At 64.9% G+C, this 19,231-nt stretch carries 16 protein-coding genes and 3 pseudogenes; 3 read left to right on the forward strand and 16 right to left on the reverse strand.

The genetic code is table 11. The features are described from left to right. Nucleotides 1–110 precede the first annotated feature (110 nt). The 12 genes and pseudogenes from ALC15_RS12135 to rpoZ form a co-directional block, all read right to left on the reverse strand. A pseudogene (locus ALC15_RS12135) lies at nucleotides 111–1,105 on the reverse strand (cation diffusion facilitator family transporter). Between the two features lie 120 nt (nucleotides 1,106–1,225). Then, a complete protein-coding gene (gene parC, locus ALC15_RS12140) occupies nucleotides 1,226–3,481 on the reverse strand; it encodes a DNA topoisomerase IV subunit A (RefSeq protein ID WP_050627414.1) in 2,256 nt (751 codons plus the stop codon). Nucleotides 3,482–3,562: 81 nt separating this feature from the next. After that, nucleotides 3,563–3,820 carry a hypothetical protein gene (locus ALC15_RS12145; protein WP_050627415.1) on the reverse strand — a complete coding sequence of 86 codons (258 nt, stop codon included), beginning with the start codon at nucleotides 3,818–3,820 and terminating at the stop codon, nucleotides 3,563–3,565. Nucleotides 3,821–3,911: 91 nt separating this feature from the next. Then, nucleotides 3,912–4,661 carry a DNA repair protein RecO gene (gene recO, locus ALC15_RS12150; protein WP_050627416.1) on the reverse strand — a complete coding sequence of 250 codons (750 nt, stop codon included), beginning with the start codon at nucleotides 4,659–4,661 and terminating at the stop codon, nucleotides 3,912–3,914. Between the two features lie 94 nt (nucleotides 4,662–4,755). Next, nucleotides 4,756–5,136, reverse strand: coding sequence for a cyclin family protein (locus tag ALC15_RS12155; protein WP_050627417.1), 381 nt, complete (start codon nucleotides 5,134–5,136; stop codon nucleotides 4,756–4,758). A 12-nt stretch (nucleotides 5,137–5,148) separates the two neighbouring features. Then, a complete protein-coding gene (era, locus tag ALC15_RS12160; RefSeq protein ID WP_050627418.1) occupies nucleotides 5,149–6,072 on the reverse strand; it encodes a GTPase Era in 924 nt (307 codons plus the stop codon). Continuing rightward, nucleotides 6,065–6,886 (reverse strand): ribonuclease III, encoded by an 822-nt coding sequence (rnc, locus tag ALC15_RS12165; protein ID WP_050627419.1) that lies wholly within the window; start codon nucleotides 6,884–6,886, stop codon nucleotides 6,065–6,067. The genes era and rnc overlap by 8 nt, the downstream gene beginning before the upstream one ends. Next, on the reverse strand, nucleotides 6,883–7,644 hold the full coding sequence (gene lepB, locus ALC15_RS12170; protein WP_050627420.1) for a signal peptidase I: 762 nt from the start codon (nucleotides 7,642–7,644) through the stop codon (nucleotides 6,883–6,885). The genes rnc and lepB overlap by 4 nt, the downstream gene beginning before the upstream one ends. A gap of 284 nt (nucleotides 7,645–7,928) precedes the next feature. Next, nucleotides 7,929–8,345: a holo-ACP synthase gene (acpS, locus tag ALC15_RS12175; RefSeq protein WP_050627421.1), complete on the reverse strand. Its 417-nt coding sequence runs from the start codon at nucleotides 8,343–8,345 to the stop codon at nucleotides 7,929–7,931. Beyond that, nucleotides 8,342–9,103, reverse strand: coding sequence for a pyridoxine 5'-phosphate synthase (locus ALC15_RS12180; RefSeq protein WP_050627422.1), 762 nt, complete (start codon nucleotides 9,101–9,103; stop codon nucleotides 8,342–8,344). Before ALC15_RS12180 ends, acpS begins: the two co-directional genes overlap by 4 nt. 85 nt (nucleotides 9,104–9,188) lie before the next feature. Next, nucleotides 9,189–11,479: pseudogene (locus tag ALC15_RS12185) on the reverse strand (RelA/SpoT family protein). A 216-nt stretch (nucleotides 11,480–11,695) separates the two neighbouring features. Continuing rightward, nucleotides 11,696–12,088, reverse strand: coding sequence for a DNA-directed RNA polymerase subunit omega (gene rpoZ, locus ALC15_RS12190; protein ID WP_016844003.1), 393 nt, complete (start codon nucleotides 12,086–12,088; stop codon nucleotides 11,696–11,698). Nucleotides 12,089–12,448: 360 nt separating this feature from the next. Here rpoZ and ALC15_RS12195 point away from each other — a divergent pair, with 360 nt between their 5' ends. Both ALC15_RS12195 and ALC15_RS12200 read left to right on the forward strand, forming a co-directional pair. Next, a complete protein-coding gene (locus ALC15_RS12195) occupies nucleotides 12,449–13,081 on the forward strand; it encodes a LabA-like NYN domain-containing protein (protein ID WP_016844002.1) in 633 nt (210 codons plus the stop codon). Next, nucleotides 13,062–13,721, forward strand: a complete 660-nt coding sequence (locus ALC15_RS12200) for a uracil-DNA glycosylase (protein ID WP_050627423.1) — start codon at nucleotides 13,062–13,064, stop codon at nucleotides 13,719–13,721. Before ALC15_RS12195 ends, ALC15_RS12200 begins: the two co-directional genes overlap by 20 nt. 208 nt (nucleotides 13,722–13,929) lie before the next feature. On the opposite strand, the gene ALC15_RS12205 is transcribed toward ALC15_RS12200, so the two are convergent. The 4 genes and pseudogenes from ALC15_RS12205 to dapA all read right to left on the reverse strand — a co-directional run bounded on the left by ALC15_RS12205 (nucleotide 13,930) and on the right by dapA (nucleotide 16,392). Continuing rightward, a complete protein-coding gene (locus tag ALC15_RS12205; protein WP_050627424.1) occupies nucleotides 13,930–14,511 on the reverse strand; it encodes a peroxiredoxin in 582 nt (193 codons plus the stop codon). 43 nt (nucleotides 14,512–14,554) lie between these two features. Beyond that, nucleotides 14,555–15,028, reverse strand: coding sequence for an SsrA-binding protein SmpB (smpB, locus tag ALC15_RS12210; protein ID WP_050627425.1), 474 nt, complete (start codon nucleotides 15,026–15,028; stop codon nucleotides 14,555–14,557). Nucleotide 15,029: 1 nt separating this feature from the next. Further along, nucleotides 15,030–15,443 carry a large conductance mechanosensitive channel protein MscL gene (gene mscL / locus ALC15_RS12215; protein WP_050627484.1) on the reverse strand — a complete coding sequence of 138 codons (414 nt, stop codon included), beginning with the start codon at nucleotides 15,441–15,443 and terminating at the stop codon, nucleotides 15,030–15,032. 59 nt (nucleotides 15,444–15,502) lie between these two features. Next, a pseudogene (dapA, locus tag ALC15_RS12220) lies at nucleotides 15,503–16,392 on the reverse strand (4-hydroxy-tetrahydrodipicolinate synthase). Nucleotides 16,393–16,783: 391 nt separating this feature from the next. Here dapA and ALC15_RS12225 point away from each other — a divergent pair. Further along, nucleotides 16,784–19,210, forward strand: a complete 2,427-nt coding sequence (locus ALC15_RS12225; protein ID WP_050627485.1) for a transglycosylase SLT domain-containing protein — start codon at nucleotides 16,784–16,786, stop codon at nucleotides 19,208–19,210. The last annotated feature ends 21 nt before the right edge of the window (nucleotides 19,211–19,231 follow it).

The following is a 19,231-nucleotide window of genomic DNA, read 5'->3' on the forward strand; positions in this document are numbered from 1 at the left end:
TCGAGCCGGCTATTGCAGCGCGCGCAGCCGCAATGTGCCGTCTCGTCCGCAACCGCGGAAGAGGCCGGCAAGAGGCAATCGATCAATTGAATGCGAGCGCGCGCCGCGGCCTAGACCGTTTCCGCGGGCGCCAGGCGGCAGGTCTCGCTGCTGATCTCGACCTGCAGCGTCGCGTGATGAATGCTGAACCGCTCCGAAAGCTCGGCGCAGACGTGATGCAGGAACACGTCGTCGTGGCCGCCGGGCCGCACCAGATGCGCGGTCAACGCGGTCTCGCTGGTGCTCATCGCCCAGATGTGCAGGTCGTGCACCTCGGTGACGCCCTCGAGCGCGGCGAGATAGTCCCTCACCCGCTTGAGGTCGATACCCTTGGGCACCGCATCGAGCGCGAGGTTGACGCTGTCGCGGGCAAGCTCCCAGCCGCTCAGCAGCACGACCACCGCGATGGCGAGGCTGATCGCCGGATCGAGCCACTGCCAGCCGGTCGCCATGATCAAGAGCGCGGCGATCACGACGCCGAACGAGACGCCGGCATCGGCCGCCATGTGCAGATAGCGCCGCGGACGTTGAGGTCGCTGTCGCGGCCGCGCATGAACAACAGCGCGGTGCCGCCATTGATCAGGATGCCGAGCGCCGCGACCCAGACCACGGTCCAGCTTGCGACCTCCGCAGGTTCGCGGAAGCGGTTGATCGCCTCGACCGCGATGCCGCCAACCGCGATCAGCAACAGCCCGGCATTGAACAGCGCCGCCAGGATCGAGGCACGACGGTAACCATAGGTGTGGGTGTCGGTCGGGCGGCGGCCGGCGAGCCACGCGCCGGCCCAGGCCAGCAGCAGCGCGATGACGTCGGAGAGATTGTGAACGGCGTCGGAGACAAGGGCGAGCGAGTTGGCGGAATAGCCGAAGATCAGTTCCGCAATGACGAAGGCGGTGTTGAGCGAGGCACCGATCGCGAAGGCCGTGCCGAAACTGGCGGGCGCGTGGCTGTGCCCGGCATGGGTATGTCCCGCGTGAGAATGTCCGGCGTGGGAGTGTCCGCCGTGGGAGTGCCCGCTGTGGGAATGACCACCGTGCTCGTGGTCGTGATCGTGATTATGCGCCATGGCAACCGTCGCCCGAATTCGTCGGCGACGGTTATAGCGCGGCGAAATCTGGATACTATCACACCGCGCGGCGACAAGAACGGCGGGTTACGGCTTGCGCCCAACCCACCCTACGCAGCGTCACTCCACGCCGCGGTTGAACTTGTTCGACTTCGGCAGACCATGGGCGAGCCGGCCGGCGTCGGCGCGGTTGCCGCGCCAGTCGGCCAGTTCCTTCATGGTCATGCTGTGCTCGCGGCCGGCGGAGTCCTTCCAGGTCAGGCCGGACTTGGAGTCGAACACTGCAACGTCGGATAGCTCCGAGCTGGTGTATTTCTGCAGCCGCACGCCGCGGCCGCGCGCCATCTCCGGGACCTGGTCGAGACCGAACAGCACCATCTTGTGGTTGGTGCCGATCACCGCCACGGTGTCGCCGTTCACCGTGGTGATCGCGCGGGCCTCGTTCGGCATCTCGACATTGAGCACCTGCTTGCCCTTGCGGGTGTTGCCGACGCAGTCCTCTTCCTTGACGACGAAGCCCTGCCCCTCGCTGCTCGCGATCAGGAACTTGCGCTCGCCCTTGTTGACGAACAGCGAGATGATCGCGGCGTCCTGCTCGAGGTCGATGAACATGCGGATCGGCTCGCCATGGCCGCGGCCGCCCGGCAGCTTTGCCACGTCGAGCGAGTAGAACTTGCCGTTGGTCGCGAACAGCAGCAGCTTCGAGGTGGTCTCGGCGAAGAACGAGTGCTCGAGCTTGTCGTCGGTCTTGAAGGCAAGCCCCGAGAGATCCTCGACATGGCCCTTCAGCGTCCGCACCCAGCCCTTCTCGGAGATCACGACGGTGCACGGCTCGCGCTCGACCAGCGCTTCCTCGATCGCGGCGAGGTCATGCTCGGGCGCATCGGCAAAGGTGGTGCGGCGCTTGCCGAGCGGCGTCTTGGGTCCGAAGATGTCGCGAACCTTGCGGACCTGCTCGCCGACCTTGGCCCACTGCTCGGTCTCGGAGCCGAGCAGCCCCTCGATGCCCTTCAGCTCCTTGCGCAGATCCTTGTCCTCGGTGCGGATCTCCATCTCTTCCAGGCGGCGCAAGTTGCGCAGGCGCATGTTGAGAATGGCTTCGGCCTGGATCTCGGTGAGCTTGAAGGTCTTGATCAGGACCGGCTTCGGCTCGTCCTCGGTGCGGATGATCTTGATCACCTTGTCGAGGTTCAGATAGGCGACGAGATGGCCGCCCAGCACTTCCAGCCGGTGCTCGATCTGGGTCTTGCGGAAGTTGGAGCGGCGGACCAGCACGTCGCGCAGATGGTCGAGCCATTCGCGCAGGCACTCGGCAAGGCCGACCACCTTCGGGATGCGCCCCTTGATCAGCACGTTGAGGTTCAGCGAGATCTTGCTTTCCAGCTCGGTCAGCCGGAACAGCGACTCCATCATCAGCGCCGGATCGACGGTGCGCGATTTCGGCTCGATCACGAGCCGCACATCCTCGGCCGACTCGTCGCGGACGTCGGCGACCAGCGGTAGCTTCTTCTCGTTGATCAGCTCGGCGATCTTCTCGACGATCCGCGACTTCTGCACCAGCCACGGGATCTCGGTGACGACCACCACCCAGGTGCCGCGCGCGCCCTCCTCCTGGGTCCAGCGCGAGCGGGTGCGGAACGAGCCGCGTCCCGTGGTGTAGGCCTCGATGATCGATTCCTTGGAATCGACGACGATGCCGCCGGTCGGGAAGTCCGGCCCCTTGACCCATTTCAGCAGCGCCTTCGACTTGGCGTCGGGCTTCTCGATCAGATGCAGCGCGGCGTCGCAGAGCTCGGCGGCGTTGTGCGGCGGGATCGAGGTCGCCATGCCGACCGCGATGCCCTGCGCGCCGTTGGCGAGCAGGTTCGGGAAGCCGCCGGGCAGCACCACCGGCTCTTTCGACTGGCCGTCGTAGTTGAGTCGAAACTCGACGCCGTCCTCGTCGATGCCGTCGAGCAACAGCCGCGCGACCTCGGTCATGCGCGCCTCGGTGTAGCGGTAGGCAGCCGGATTATCGCCGTCGATATTGCCGAAATTGCCCTGGCCGTCGACCAGCGGGTAGCGCGAGGAGAAATCCTGCGCCAGGCGCACCATGGCGTCATAGATCGCCTGGTCGCCGTGCGGATGGAACGAGCCCATCACGTCGCCGACGATCTTCGCCGATTTCTTGAATGCCGCGCGCGGGTCGAGCCCGAGCAGGTCCATGCCGTAGAGGATGCGCCGGTGCACCGGCTTCAGCCCGTCGCGGGCATCCGGCAGCGCACGATGCATGATGGTCGAGAGCGCATAGGCGAGATAGCGCTCCTCGAGCGCATCACGCAGCGGCACCTCGTGAATTTCGGCCGGCTTTTCCGGCGGGGTCTGTCGCTTTCCCATGGGGAGGCGTTAAACTTTTGCGCTGAATCGGGCAAGCCGCGAATCACGCCAAACGCGCACGGATTCACCTGATTCGCGCAATTATTGCGCGGTCTGGTTGGCCGTCCGCACGGTCCTCACCGGCGCTTCCTTGAGGCAATGGCGGGCGGTATCGATCTCGGCGTCGGTTGCGCCATGGGCTCTCGCCCAGCTTTCGGCCGCGGCGGCCGAATATCGCGCGACGTAATAGCGAACCACGGTGCAGGAGACGCGACGGAGGACGCTCCCCTGCTCGCCGGCATTGGCGTCCGGCGCCAGCGTCAGCAGCGCCGCCGAAATGACAATTCCCCGCAGAAACATCGGTCGCCCTTCGATGGAACCACGGTGCGGAACGCACCAGGAGGCGATTTCGTTCCCCATTGCATGACAGGGGCGCGGGAATGTCAGCGCTTCACGTCCCGGCCAGCCGGCTGCGCCGTCTGGTCACGGCGTTGATGAACCCGTCGCGGGCGTCGGAATGGCCCTGGCCGCGGGGCTCCAGCACGTGACGGAGCAGGAACAGGCCGGTGATCGTAAAGCCGTCGCGCAGATCCTGCTCCGACCAGCTGTTGGCGCCTCCCTCGCCTTCGCGCAGGAACGCCGGCAACGGCAACAGGCGGTCGCGCCACGGCTCGCCCGCGGCCCGCGACACCGCGCCGCCGGACTTCGGCGACACATAGATCAGGTCGGTGGTCTCCCCGGTGGCTGCGCAGTTCTCCAGATCGAGCCCGAAGCCGAGCTCGGTCAGCATCGCAAGCTCGAACCGGATCAGGTGCACGGCGGCAACGCCCGCGTCGTCGAAATCGTCGAGCGTCCCCTCCAGCATCGCGTAGATGTCTTCATGCGGATCGCGCTCCGGCAGCAGCCGGGCCAGCGCAGCCAGATGCGTGACGCCGTAGACGGCATGCGACGAGGCAAGCAGCGTCGCCGCCCGCAGCCGCGTCCCCTCCAGCGTGTACATGCCGAGATGCTCGTCGAGCCGCGCCCGCCACACCGCGGTGACGCTGTTGCCGGGCTGCAGCAGCGGCCGCATCCGCGAACTGGCGCCGCCGCGCACGAGGCCGAGATGGCGGCCATGCTCGCGCGTCAGGAGCTCGACGATGGCGGAGGATTCGCCATGCCGCCGCACGCCCAGCACGATGCCTTCGTCGGTCCACTCCATGTGTGAAGTCTAGCAGGATTCCGAAGATGCGCGCAGCGGCCAGACGCGACATCCAGAGCGAAGCGAAGCGCAAGCCCGGGATAACGACGAGCCCCTACGCGTTGAACCAGCCCTGGGCGTCGCCGGTGAAGGAATAATACAGCCCGGCCGTGGTCAGGATGCACGACACCACCTCGATGGCGCTGTCGAGCTCCAGGCCTCTGTCGCCGATCACCTGGGCCAATGACAGCACCGATATCACCAGCATCGCGGCCAGCACCCAGCGCGGCCAGTTCTTGCGGTGCTGCGCGGCGAGCCGGACGAAATACACCAGCAGCAGGATCATGCAGCCGGCCGTCAGGGTCTCGCCCGTGATCATCTGCTCAGTTCTCTCGAGGGTCGGCGTGCGGTCCTGGAACGCGACCGACAACGCGTCGAGCGTCAGCGACAGATAGAGCAGCACCTCAAACCACAGCACGTTCCTGGGCACGTTCATTGCGACCGGTTCTTATTCCTTGGGGAAGTCCAGTCCCATTTCCTTGTAACGGTCGGGATCGTCGCCCCAGTTCTCGCGCACCTTGACGAACAGGAACAAATGCACCGGCACGCCCATGATCTCGGCAATCTCGGCGCGGGCCTGCGCGCCGATCGACTTGATGGTGGCGCCGCCCTTGCCGAGCACGATCTTGCGCTGACTCTCGCGCTCGACGAAGATCGTCTGCTCGATCCGGATCGACTTGTCCTTGCGGTCGGTCCAGCTGTCGGTCTCGACCGTCGACTGGTACGGCAATTCCTGATGCAGGTGGCTGTAGATCTTCTCGCGGGTGATCTCGGCCGCCAGATGCCGCATCGGCGCATCCGACATCTGGTCCTCGGGATAGTGGAATGGCCCGGCGGGCACCATCTTGGCCAGCGTCTGGCGCAGATCGTCGACGCCATCGCCCGACAGCGCCGAGATCATGAAGGTGTGCTCGAAGCGCATCCGCTCGTTGGCGGCCTGCGCCAGCGCCAGCAGCTTCTCGCGCTGCACGAGGTCGACCTTGTTCAGCACCAGGATCTTCGGATGCGCGACGGTCTCGAGCTTGGCCAGGATCGCGTTGGCCTCCTCGTCGATGCCTGACTTGGCGTCGAGCAGCACGCAGACCAGATCAGCATCATGGGCGCCGCTCCAGGCGGTCGACACCATGGCGCGGTCGAGCCGGCGCCGCGGGGCGAAGATGCCGGGGGTGTCGACCAGGATGATCTGCGCGTTGCCCTCGATTACGATGCCGCGGATCAGCGCGCGCGTGGTCTGCACCTTGCGCGACACGATGGTGACCTTGGAGCCCACCAGCGCGTTGACCAGCGTCGACTTGCCGACATTGGGGGCGCCGATCAGCGCGACGAAGCCACAGCGCGTCGCGTCCCCCTGCCCTTTGGCTTCGTCAGTCATTGGTACCGACGCCTTCACGCTCGATCATCGCGGATGCTGCTGCCTTCTCTGCCGCGCGCTTGTTGCCGCCAAGGCCCTCGGCGGAGGCGAGGCCCGGCAAGTCGACTGCAACGCGGAATTGCGGATCGTGGTGCGGGCCGGTGCGTTCGACCTCGCGATAAACCGGTGTAGGCAATCCCTTGCCCTGCGCCCATTCCTGCAACACGGTCTTGGGATCGCGCAGCGGCCGGCGCAGCTTGTGCATGCGCTCGGTCCAGTTGCGCTCGACGAACTGGCGCGCGGCTTCGTAGCCACCGTCGAGGAAGATCGCCCCGATCACCGCCTCGCAGATGTCGCCGAGCACGGACTTGCGCAGCCGCGCGCCCTCGACCGCCTTCACCATGCCGAGCTTGATGTCCTCGAGCAGCCCGAGCGACTTGGCGACGTCGGCGCAGCTCTCCTTGCGCACGAGGTCGGCGAGCCGCTTCGACAATTCACCCTCGTCGGCCTTCGGGAACGCCCGGAACAGCATGTCCGACACGATCAGCCCGAGCACGTGGTCGCCGAGGAATTCCAGCCGCTGGTAGCTGTCGGCGCGGTTGCGAGTGGCGGGCTTCAGCGCGGAGACGTGGGTGAACGCGGTGGTCAGCAGCGCAGCGTCCGAGAACGTATAGCCGATACGCGCCTCGGTGCCGGCGATCGCCGCCTTCTCTTCAGCCGCCTTCGCAGCCTTGCTGCGCCGCTTCTTCGGCGCGGCTGTGCTTTCGGCGGCAGGCGTCGGGCTCGGCTCGCCGGTCGGCGCTTGATCGTTGATGGCTGCGGTATCGTCGTTCATCGCACGATGGAGAATAGGCGATTCCACCGCACCGCGAACGGCCAGCGCCAGACCATCCAGGCCTGCTCACCCTCGGCGATCGAGAAGAAGATCATCTGGGCACGCCCGATGATGTTCTCGAACGGCACGTAGCCGACCTGCGACAGGAAGCGGCTGTCGGTGGAGTTGTCGCGGTTGTCGCCCATCATGAAGAAATGCCCGGGCGGAACGGTGTAGACGATGGTGTTGTCCATGTAGCTGTTGTCGGTGCAGTCCAGCGTCTCGTAGCTGACGCCGTTCGGCAGCGTTTCCTTCCAGCGCTTGACCCGGGCGGTGGCATCCGCCGAGCCACAGGGGTCCTCGCCGACGAAATCGCTCAGCCGCTCGCGCTTGATCGGCTCATCGTTGATGTAGAGCAGCCCGCCCCTCACCTCGATGCGGTCGCCCGGCAGGCCGATGACGCGCTTGATGTAGTCGGTGGAGTCATCGCGCGGCAGGCGAAACACCACGATGTCGCCGCGGTTCGGCTCCGAGCCGAAGATGCGGCCCGAGAAAATGTTCGGCGAGAACGGGATCGAATAGTGGCTGTAGCCATACGAATATTTCGAGACGAACAGATAGTCGCCGACCAGCAGCGTCGCCTTCATCGACCCGGAGGGGATGTTGAACGGCTGGAACAGGAACGTGCGGATGACAAGCGCGATCAGAAGGGCATGGATGACGACGCGGATGGTTTCGCCCAAGCCGCTCTCAGATTTGGTCCCGGTGGTCGCGCTCATTGCTTTCCCAATTCCCGCAGGCCCTGATGCCCACGCGGTGGCAGAACGTTCTCTCCACGCGAGGCGTTCGCCCCCCGCGTGAGGAAAATGGCCTTGATTCTGATCTTGAGGGCAAATTCCGGCGTAAACCCGAAATCCGCGTCTCGCTCGATATACCCTGCGGCGTTTTAGACGGTTGTTCGCAGGGGCGCAATCAATCGCCGCCTCAAAACTTCGCAATTCATTGAAATGTCAATGATTTTTTAGTTTGCTGAAGTTTTCTGGCAGATTCCGGCGCCGCGCGCTCATCTGGCCGGGGCAACCGCCGAAATTATGACGAAGGCCTGCGCCAGCGGCCAGTCGTCGGTGATCGAAAGGTCGATCTGCGCCTGCATGCCCTCGGGCGTCAGTTCCTGGAGCCGGGCCAGCGCGCCGCCGGTCAGGTGCATGGACGGCCGCCCTCCCGGCAGGTTCACCACCCCCATGTCCTTCCACCACACCCCGCGCCGGATACCGGTGCCGAGCGCCTTGGAGCAGGCCTCCTTGGCGGCGAAGCGCTTGGCGTAGGTTGCGACCACCATCTTCTCGCTGTTGGCGCGGCGCAGCGCCTTGGCACGTTCGGCGTCGGTGAAGATGCGGTCGAGGAATCGCTCGCCATGGCGCTCGATCACCTTCGCGATCCGGGTGATGTCGATCAGGTCGGAGCCGATGCCGATGATCATGCGCCGGCCTTGCCGCGGCCGCGGTCCATCGCCGCACGCATCTCGCGCACCGTCTCCGCAATACCGACGAACAGCGCCTCGCCCATCATGAAATAGCCGATGTTGAGCTCGCGGATTTCCGGCAGCGCGGAGATCGTCTCCGCGGTCTCATAATCGAGCCCGTGGCCGGCATGGACCTCGAGCCCCGCCGCCTGCGCGAGCCTTGCGCCGGCGACGATGCGCGTCCATTCGGCCTCCGCCTTGTCCTTGTGGCCGTCGACCACGGCATCGCACCAGCCGCCGGTGTGGATCTCGATCACGGGCGCCTTCAGCTTGGCCGCCATCTCGATCTGCCTGGGATCGGCGGCGATGAACAGCGAGACCCGGATGCCCGCGTCATTGAGCCGCGCGATGAACGGCGCCAGCGCATTGTGCTGGCCGACCACGTCGAGGCCGCCTTCGGTGGTGAGTTCCTGGCGCCGTTCCGGCACCAGGCAGACCGCGTGCGGCTTGGTCGCGAGCGAGATACGCAGCATGTCGTCGGTCGCCGCCATCTCGAAATTCAGCGGCTTGGAAATCTCGGCCTTGAGCCGCGCCATGTCCTCGTCGCGGATATGACGGCGGTCCTCGCGCAGATGCGCGGTGATGCCGTCGGCGCCGGCCGCGATCGCGGCAAGCGCCAGCCGCACCGGATCGGGCCGCGCCCCGCCTCGTGCATTGCGCAGCGTCGCGACGTGATCGACATTGATACCAAGACGGAGCGGAGCAGCCTTTGACATTTCACTAACCTGCAATTCTAGCCTGTCATGCGCGGGCGCAACCGTTCAAAGGACGCCGTCGCGTCCGCTCGCCGGCGCATCCATCCTACCCATTGACGCGCTCGACCTTTGCGACAACGGCCTTGGCGCGCAACTGCGCGATGATAGCGAGGAGATGCTTGAGGTCATAGACCTCAAGATCGATGGTCAGCTCCGTGAAGTCAGGCGACTGGCGCGACATGTGGATGTTGTCGATATTGCCGTCGTGCTCGGCGATCACGGTCGCGATCTGGGCGAGGCTGCCGGGTTCGTTGACATTGTGGATCAGGATGCGCGCCGGGAAGCGCTGCGGCATGGTCTCGTCGATGTCCCAGCGCACGTCGAGCCAGCGCTCCGGCTCCTCCTCGAAATCCTTCAGCGCCGGCGACTGGATCGGGTAGATCGTGATCCCCTCGCCCGGCGTCACGATGCCGACGATCCGGTCACCCGGCACGGCGCCGCCGTTCGGCGCGAACTTCACCGGCAGATCGGAATTGATGCCGCGCACCGGGATCACCGAAGCGGCGCGCGCCGGGTGCGGCGGGGTCTGCGTCTTCAGCTTGGCGGCGAGCCCCTTCTTGGCACCGTAGCGCACCAGCCGCTCTTCCTTGTAGTCGGGATACATCGCGCGCGCGACGTCGGAAGCCTTGATCTCGCCGCGTCCGACCGAGGCCATCACCTCCTCGATCGAGGTGCGCGCGAGCCGGGGCAATGCACCCTTCAGCTTGTCGTCGGCATATTCGATCTTGGCGCGGGCAAACAGGCGGTCGACGATGCGGCGGCCGAGGCCGGCATACTGGTCGCGCACGGCGTCGCGGGTGGCACGCCGGATCGCGGCGCGCGCCTTGCCGGTGCGGGCGAGCGCCTCCCAGGCCGACGGCGGCGCCGACTGCGCCTTCGAGGTCAAGACCTCGACCTCGTCGCCGTTCTGCAACTCGGACGACAGCGGCGCGAACTTGCCGTTGATCTTGCAGCCGACCGCGCTGTTGCCGACGCCGGTGTGCACGGCATAGGCGAAATCGATCACGTTGGCGTTGCGCGGCAGCGCGATCAGCTTGCCCTTTGGCGTGAAGCAGAACACCTGGTCGTGGAACAGCTCGAGCTTGGTGTGCTCGAGGAATTCCTCCGGATTGCTGCTTTCGGAAAGGATGCCGATGGTGTGTCGCAGCCAGGCGAAGGCGTTGGACTCGTGCTTCAGCCGCTCATGCGGCGAGCCCGCGCTTCCTTGTAGAAGGCATGCGCGGCAATGCCGAACTCGGCGATCTGGTTCATCTCCTCGGTGCGGATCTGCAATTCGACGCGCTGCTTGCCCGGCCCGATCACGGTGGTGTGGATCGACCGATAGTCGTTCTGCTTCGGGGTCGAGATGTAGTCCTTGAAACGGCCCGGCACGACCGGCCAGGTGGTGTGGACGATGCCGAGCGCGCGGTAGCAGGCGCCGACATCGTCGAGGATGACGCGGAAGCCGTAGATGTCGGACAGTTGCTCGAAGCCGACCGACTTGCGCTCCATCTTGGTCCAGATCGAAAACGGCTGCTTGCGGCGGCCGAACACCCGCGCCGTGATGCCGTTCTTCTGCAGGTTCTTGGAGAGCTGGGTTTCGATCTCGCCGATCAGGTTGCGGTTGCGCTCGGCCAGTGAATCGAGCCGCTGCTTCACCACCGCATAAGCCTCGGGATCGAGCACGAAGAACGACAGGTCCTCCAGCTCCTCGCGCATCTCCTGCATACCCATGCGGCCGGCCAGCGGCGCATAGATGTCCAGCGTCTCCTCGGCGATGCGGCGGCGCGAGGCCGGCGGCATGAACTCCATGGTCCGCATGTTGTGCAGGCGGTCGGCGAGCTTGATCAGCAGTACGCGAACGTCGTCGGCGATCGCCAGCAGCAGCTTGCGCAGATTCTCGGCCTGCTTGGCCTCGCGCGACACCAGTTCCAGCCGCTTCAGTTTGGTCAGGCCCTCGACCAGCGCGCCGATCTCGTGGCCGAACACGTGGTCGATCTCGGCCCGCGTCGCCTCGGTGTCCTCGATCGTGTCGTGCAGCAGCGCCGCCACGATCGTGGCATCGTCGAGCTTGAGATTGGTGAGGATCGCCGCGACCTCGAGCGGGTGCGAGAAATAGGGATCGCCGGAGGCACGCGTCTGCGTCCCGTGCGCCTTCATGGCGTAGACATAGGCGCGGTTGAGCAGGTCTTCGTTGGTGTCGGGGTTATAAGAACGGACGCGTTCGACGAGGTCATATTGTCGCATCATGCGCGTCCGCGGCTTGGCCGGCCTCTCCGCCGTGGACGACGCCGGCGCCACCGCGACCGTTTCGGTTGCAGCCTGCATCTGGATGGAACTGCGGCGTCGATACGCCATGAACTCGCTGCCTCTCGCGGGACCCGATCGTCCCTTCTTGCTCAATCTAGTGCGCTTTCGAGTGAAGCTGCACCCCGCGCGGGCCCTGGAACCATTCAATTTCCCGCGCCCGCATAGGACGCACCGTAACAGCAAAATTGTCAACAAAAGCAAAGGCCCGGAGCGATGTCCGGGCCTTTTTCAAATCGGTACGAAACCGGGAGCTGAACGACGAGCTTACTCGTCTTCCTCGGGCTGCTCTTCCGGGGGCGCGAGGCCCTCGAGGCCCTTCAGCAGTTCTTCCTCGGTCATGCGCTCGACCGCGACCTCGGTGTCGTCGGCATCGACGCTGGCGCCGGCGGAACCGATCAGCGGCACAGTGTCCGGCTCGGGCTCGTCCACCTCGACGAACTTCTGGAGGGAGTGTACCAGTTCCTCCTTCAGGTCTTCCGGCGAGATCGTCGAATCGGCGATCTCGCGCAACGAGACGACCGGGTTTTTGTCGTTGTCGCGATCAACCGTGAGTTGCGACCCCGACGAGATCATCCGGGCGCGATGTGCGGCCAACAGGACGAGGTCGAAACGATTGTCGACCTTATCAATGCAATCTTCGACGGTGACGCGAGCCATCTCGAGGCGCTCCGTGGTAAAAGGGACCGAACATGTAGGTTATGAGGGTTAGTTATAGGGCTAGCCCCAGTTTCGCAAGGTAAAATTTGTGATTTGCCTTCCCAACAGGCTCTGATAACCCGGTCTGCCGGGGCCAGAAGGGCCGGAGCGTCTGACGACATGGCTAGGTTGCTGTCCCGGACAAGTAAATCTCTTCATTGCAATGTCAAAAGTCTAGGCTTTTTGCCCTCGCCTCACCATAATTGCGGTGGTGATTGTCGTGGGGAAAGATTCACTGAACTTTAGACAGCAACGCTGGAAATTGCGCGCGGTTGATCGCCGTTGCGCTAAGAACACTAACAACTACGCGAGAACACTTTGATGTCGTCACCTGTTTCCAACAAGATCGCGCTCTTCATCGATGGAGCCAATCTTTACGCAACCGCAAAGACGCTCGGCTTCGACATCGACTACAAGCGCCTCCTCAAGGAATTCCAGAGTCGTGGCACACTGCTGCGGGCGTTCTACTACACGGCGATCATCGAGGATCAGGAGTATTCGTCGATCCGTCCGTTGATCGACTGGCTCGACTACAACGGCTACACCGTCGTCACCAAGGCGACCAAGGAATTCATCGACGCCAGCGGCCGCCGCAAGGTGAAGGGTAATATGGACATCGAGCTCGCCGTCGATGCCATGGAACTTGCCGAGCACATCGACCAGATGATCCTGTTTTCCGGCGATGGCGACTTCCGCTCGCTGGTCGAGGCCGTGCAGCGCCGCGGCGTTCGTGTCACCGTGATCTCCACCATTGCCAGCCAGCCGCCGATGATCGCCGACGAGCTGCGCCGCCAGGCCGACGTCTTCACCGACCTCGTCGAGCTGCAATCCAAGCTTGGCCGCGATCCGTCCGAACGCCCGGCCCCGCGCGAACCCCGTCACCACTCCCCGCAATTCCTGCAGCGCGCGACCACCATGGCCCCACGGGGAGCCGATGACGATTTCGACGAGTAACCTCGTCGCCGCACCGCAGCGTCCCGACAGCAACTGTCAGCTCTGCCCAAGGTTGGCGGGCTTCCGCGCAGAGACCCGGGCGCGCCAACCGGACTGGTTCAACTCGCCGGTGGAATCGTTCGGTGATCCGAATGCGCGGCTCCTGATCGTCGGGCTCGCGCCGGGGATGCAGGGCGCCAACCGGACCGGCCGCCCCTTCACCGGCGACTATGCCGGCGACCTGCTCTACGCCACCCTGCTCGAATACGGCTTCGCCAGCGGCGTCTATCAGGCGCGCCCGGACGACGGCATGAAGCTGGTTGACGCCCGGATCAGCAACGCGGTGCGCTGCGTGCCGCCGCAGAACAAGCCGCTGCCGGCCGAGATCAACACCTGCCGGCAGTTCCTCAGCGCCACCATCGCTGCGATGCCGAACGTTCGCGCCATCGTGCTGCTGGGGCGCATCGCCCACGAATCGACCTTGAAGGCACTCGGGGTTCGCTTGGCCGCGGCGCCGTTTGTGCATGGTGCCGTGCATAGCATCGGCAAGTACAAGCTCTACGACAGCTACCACTGCTCGCGCTACAACACGAACACCGGCGTGCTGACGACCGACATGTTCCGCAAGGTGTTCGCGACCGTGCGCAAGGAACTCGGCTAGCGCTCCTTTCGGTATCCGCTTCGCGAAACCGCTATCCGAAGCCCGCAAATGCAGCGGGACAGACGTGCATTGTTTTCGGAATAATAGAAAAATAACCCTGAGTTGCCCGACGTGTCAAGTTGCCTGGCCGAACGCCGGCCGCCTCCGGCTGCTTTGCATGGGGTTGTTTTCGAGATTTTAGCAGCGCTCCCTGCGACGGCTGCTCCAGCTAGTCCTTCCGCGGATTGTCCTTCAGCCATTCCAACACGTCGCTCGCGTTCCGGTCGGGCGGAAACACCGGATAGAACACGTGCGTGATGCGCGCATCGTCGATCACAAGCGCGAGCCGCTTGATCAGGGTCAGGCCCGCCACCGACATCGTCGGCAACTTCAGCGCGTGCGTGAGTTCGAGCGCTTCGTCCGACAGCACCGGGAACGGTAAATGCAGGCGCGACGCCATCTCGATCTGATAGTCATTGCTTTGGGTCGACAGTCCGAACACCTGGGCGGCACCGGCCGCCTTCAGGTCGGCGAACAGGTCGCGGAAGGCGCAGGTCTGCGGCGTACAGCCACGGGCGCCGGGGATCATGTCCCAATCGTCGACCAGCCCGATCTTGCCGGGCTCGCCGGTTCGCGGATAGGCGAACACCACGGTGCGGCCCGCAAGCGCCGACAGCGTCACGGACGTGTCGTTGGTCGCCCGCAACGTCACAGGCGGAATCGTCATGCCGGAAAGGTGCGCCGCGCCACCATCGTCCTTCGGCGCCGGGATCTTGCTCCAGTCGACGTCGGTGAGGCTGCCTTGGCTCATCGGCCCATCTCCATCCGTCGTCATCGCAATGACGACTTGAACGCTACCCCCGCGCCCGCATCAGGCGGCCCTTTTCGCGGGACCAGTCACGCTTCTTCTCGCTCTCGCGCTTGTCGTGCAGCTTCTTGCCCTTGGCGACCGCGAGCAGCAGTTTGGCACGGCCGCGCTCGTTGAAGTACAGTTTTAGCGGAATGAGCGTCATGCCCTCGCGGTCGACCGCCCCGAGCAGCTTGTTGATCTGCTTGCGATGCAGCAGCAGCTTTCGCGGCCGCTTCGGCTCGTGGTTGAAGCGGTTGGCCTGGAGATATTCCGGGATGTTGGCGTTGATCAGCCAGATCTCACCGTTCTTGGAATCCGCATAGGATTCCGCAATCGTGCTCTTGCCGCTGCGGATCGACTTCACCTCGGTGCCGGTCAGCGAAATGCCGGCCTCGATGGTGTCCTCGATGGCGTAGTTGAAGCGGGCCTTTCGGTTTTCGGCGACAACCTTGATTGGGCGTTCGTTCTTGTCGGCCACTTTAGCTCTTCTTGAGGAGGTCGCGGATTTCCGTCAGCAGCACGACCTCGGCGGACGGCTTCGGCGGCTCGGCGGGCGCAGCCGCCTCCTTGCGCTTGAACTGGTTCATGGAGCGAATGACCATGAACAGCACGAACGCGACGATGATGAAATTCACGATCAGTGTGATGAAGCTGCCGTAAGCCAGCACCGCGCCCTGCTTCTTGGCATCGGCGAGGTTGGTGGCGACCACGTTCTTGGAGAGCGGGATGAAATAGTTGGAGAAGTCGAGACCGCCCAGCATGCCGACGATCGGCATGATGATGTCGTTGACCAATGACGTGACGATGCCGCCGAAGGCCGCACCGATGATCACGCCGACGGCGAGGTCGACGACATTGCCTTTCATGGCGAAATCGCGGAATTCCTTCAGCATCCCCATTCCCTTCTGTTCGACATTGCGCACGGCATTGTTTACGGCAGCACCGTCCCGGCTCAGTTGATCAGTCCGGCATGCACCATGGCGCTGCGGACGGCCTGGCGGGTGGATTCGGTGACCGGCACCATCGGCAGACGCAGCTTCTCCTCGAGCTTGCCGAGCAGCGACATCGCATACTTCACCGGCGCCGGATTGCTCTCGATGAACAGGTTGGTGTGCAGCGGCATCAGCTTGTCGTGGATCTTCAACGCGGTGGCGACGTCGCCTTCTGCCAGGCGGTCTGGAACTCGGAGCACAGCCGCGGCGCGACGTTCGAGGTGACCGAGATGCAGCCATGGCCGCCATGCGCCATGTAGCCGATGATGGTCGCGTCCTCGCCGGACAGCTGGTTGAAGTCCTCGCCCATCGCGGCGCGCTGCTGCGAGACCCGCACCATGCTGGCGGTCGCGTCCTTGACGCCGGCGATGTTCTTCAGCTCGAACAGCCGCTTCATGGTGTCGACCGACATGTCGATCACCGAGCGCGGCGGGATGTTGTAGATGATGATCGGAATGCCGATCGCATCGTTGATCGCCTTGAAGTGCTGGTACATGCCTTCCTGGGTCGGCTTGTTGTAGTACGGCGTCACCACCAGCACCGCGTTGGCGCCGGCCTTCTCGGCATGCTCGGCGAGCTCGATCGCCTCCTTGGTCGAATTCGACCCGGCGCCGGCGATCACCGGCACCCGGCCCTTGGCCTCCTCGATGCACCACTCGACCACGCGCTTGTGCTCGTCGTGGCTCAGCGTCGGGCTCTCACCCGTGGTGCCGACCGGCACCAGGCCGTGCGTGCCCTCGGCGATCTGCCAGTTCACAAGGCCGCGGAACGCCGCCTCATCGACCGAGCCGTTTTTGAAGGGCGTCACCAAGGCAGTGAATGATCCCCGGAATTTTGTCTTGGCTGCCATGGACTTCCTCCAAACGCTTCAGGCTAAAGGCTAGGTCGACGGACCCTTGTTGTTGTCGTGCTTTACGTCCGTGCAACCGGCACCCGGTTGATGCGAAACGCCATGAAAGGCAATTCATATCGGGTCTGGCCGACAGGCGAAAGGGCCGTACCGTACCTATTCCCAACGGTAATCCGCGGCGCGCGAAACCGCTTCCAGCCGCGATTTTGCCGTTGTGCTGGCGCAAACAGCCGCACCGGCAGGCTTCTTAGTATTTTGTCTACGTTTTCAATCAAATAAGAACCCATGGCCCAAACGACCAGATGATTCGGGGCCGCAGAGGACTTCTGTGATCCGTTCCGTTCGCGCAGGCACATTGCGGTTGACGGCGCTGGCGACGAGCCTGGCGCTCATGATCGGCCTTGCCTCCATCACGCCCGATGCCCGGGCCGCCGAGGATGCTCCAGCCGCAAAGCCGGCTGCGCAAGACACAGCTTCAAAGACCACAGCGCCGAAGACCACGGCTTCCAAGGCGGCTGCACCCAAGACCGGCGACGCCAAGAAGGGCGAAACCAAGCACGGCGCAGCCAAGACGGACACCACTAAGACGACTTCTTCCAAGTCCGGCGCGGCCAAGAGCGACGGTGCCAAGACCGGCGGCAAGGCCGCGGCTTCCAAGGCCACGGCTTCCAAGAGCGACACTCACAAGGCAGCGGCTCCGAAGACCACCGAGTCCAAGAGCACGGCGCCCAAGACCACAGCATCCAAGACCACAGCATCCAAGCCGGCCACTCCTGCTGCAACAGGAAGTCTGCCGACCAACAAGCCGGCCCCCGCCCGCACTGCAGCCCCCGCGCTGGTTCCGGCAACCCGCCAGCATGCCGCGCCGATCGCGCGCAAGCCGGTGCTGCCTGCGGCGGTGGCCGCGACATCGTCGACGTCGCAGTCGGACAAGGAAGCGCTCGCCAGCGTCGTCGAGCTGTTGCGCAAGCGCAGGCCCTCCGACGCGACCGAGGCCGAGGCTTCGATCTCCGATCCGGTGGCGCGCAAGCTTGCCGAATGGCTGATCCTGCGCAGCGAGGACAATGGCTCCTCGGTCGAGCGCTACCGCGCCTTCCTCGATGCCAATCCGAGTTGGCCCTCGCAGACCTTCCTGCGCCGCCGCATCGAGGCCTCGCTATGGGACGACCATCGCGACGACTCGACGGTCTGGGCCTGGTTCCAGAATGAATCGCCGGTCTCGGCCAAGGGCCGGCTTGCACTCGCCAAGGTCATGCTCGGACGCGGCGACCGCGGCAACGCCGAGCGCCTGGTCCGCGAAGCCTGGCGCAATGACGGGATGAGCGAGGAGACCGAAACCACCGCGCTCGAAATGTTCGGCTCGTTCCTGACCGCCGCCGACCACAAGGCGCGCATGGATACGATGCTCTACGGCACCGACAACGAGGCAGCCGGCATCCGCGAGGCCAAGCGCCTCGGCTCCGGCTATCTGGCGCTCGCCAGGGCGCGCATCGCCGCCAACCGCAAGGGCTCGAACCTGCGCGCGCTGCTCGAAGCGGTGCCGAGCGAACTGACCGGCGACACCGGCTATCTGTTCGCCAAGATCCAGCTGCTCCGCCGCGAGGAGAAGTTCACGGACGCCGCGCGGCTGATGCTGAGCGCGCCGAAGGACCCCGCGCGGCTCTACAATGCCGACGAATGGTGGGTCGAGCGCCGCCTGCTGGCGCGCAAGATGATCGACGTCAACGAGTTTCGTACCGCCTATCTGATCGCGCGCGACGCGGCGCTGCCGGCCCGCGACATCTACAAAACCGAGCAGGAGTTCACCTCGGGCTGGATCGCGCTGCGCTTCCTCAACGATCCCGCCCTCGCCTCCCAGCATTTCGCGCGGATCGGCGTCGGCAGCACCAACCCGACGGCGCTCGCGCGTGCCGGCTATTGGCAGGGCCGCGCCGCGGAAGCCGCCGGCCGCGGCCAGGAGGCGCGCGCGGCCTATGCACGCGCGGCCGAGCAATCCACTAGCTATTACGGCCAGCTCGCCCGCGCAAAACTCGGCCTGCCGCAGATCGAGCTGAACAGCGCGCCGCGCGGCCGCGGCGCCGACCGGCTGGAAATCGTGCGTGCGGTCGGACTGCTCTATGAAATCGACGCGCGCGAGCTCGCGATCCCGATCTTCGGCGACATGGGCGATAATGGCGATCCGGAAGCGCTGGCCGGTCTCGGCGAGCTCACCGCACGCCATGGCGATGCGCGCGGCATGCTGCTGATGGGCAAGTCGGCGCTCAACCGCGGGCTGCCGTTCGACCACTATGCTTATCCGGTGAATGGCATTCCGTCGTTCCGCCAGGTCGGGCCGGAAGTCGAACAGAGCGTCGTCTACGCGATCGCGCGCCAGGAAAGCGCGTTCAATCCGGCCGTGGTGTCGCCGGCGCAGGCCTACGGCCTGATGCAGGTGACGCCCGACGCCGGGCGCTATGTCTGCAAGCGCGCCGGCATCGGCTTCGACCTCAACCGGATGAAGACCGACCCGGTCTACAATGCGATGCTCGGCGCGGCCGAGCTCGGCGGCCTGCTCGAGGACTATCGCGGCTCCTACATCCTGACCTTCGCCGCCTACAATGCCGGCCGCGGCAGCGTGAAGAAGTGGATCGAGCGCTACGGCGACCCGCGCGACCCCAAGGTCGACGCGGTCGACTGGGTCGAGCTGATTCCGTTCTCGGAGACGCGGAACTACGTCCAGCGGATCATGGAGAACCTGCAGGTCTACCGCGCCCGCTTCGGCGGCGGCACCAGGTTGCAGATCGAGGCCGACCTGCACCGCGGCACCAGCGCGGAGTGAGCCGGCGCGGCCGGTTTTCAA

The organism is Bradyrhizobium viridifuturi, assembly GCF_001238275.1.
Lineage (GTDB): Bacteria > Pseudomonadota > Alphaproteobacteria > Rhizobiales > Xanthobacteraceae > Bradyrhizobium > Bradyrhizobium viridifuturi.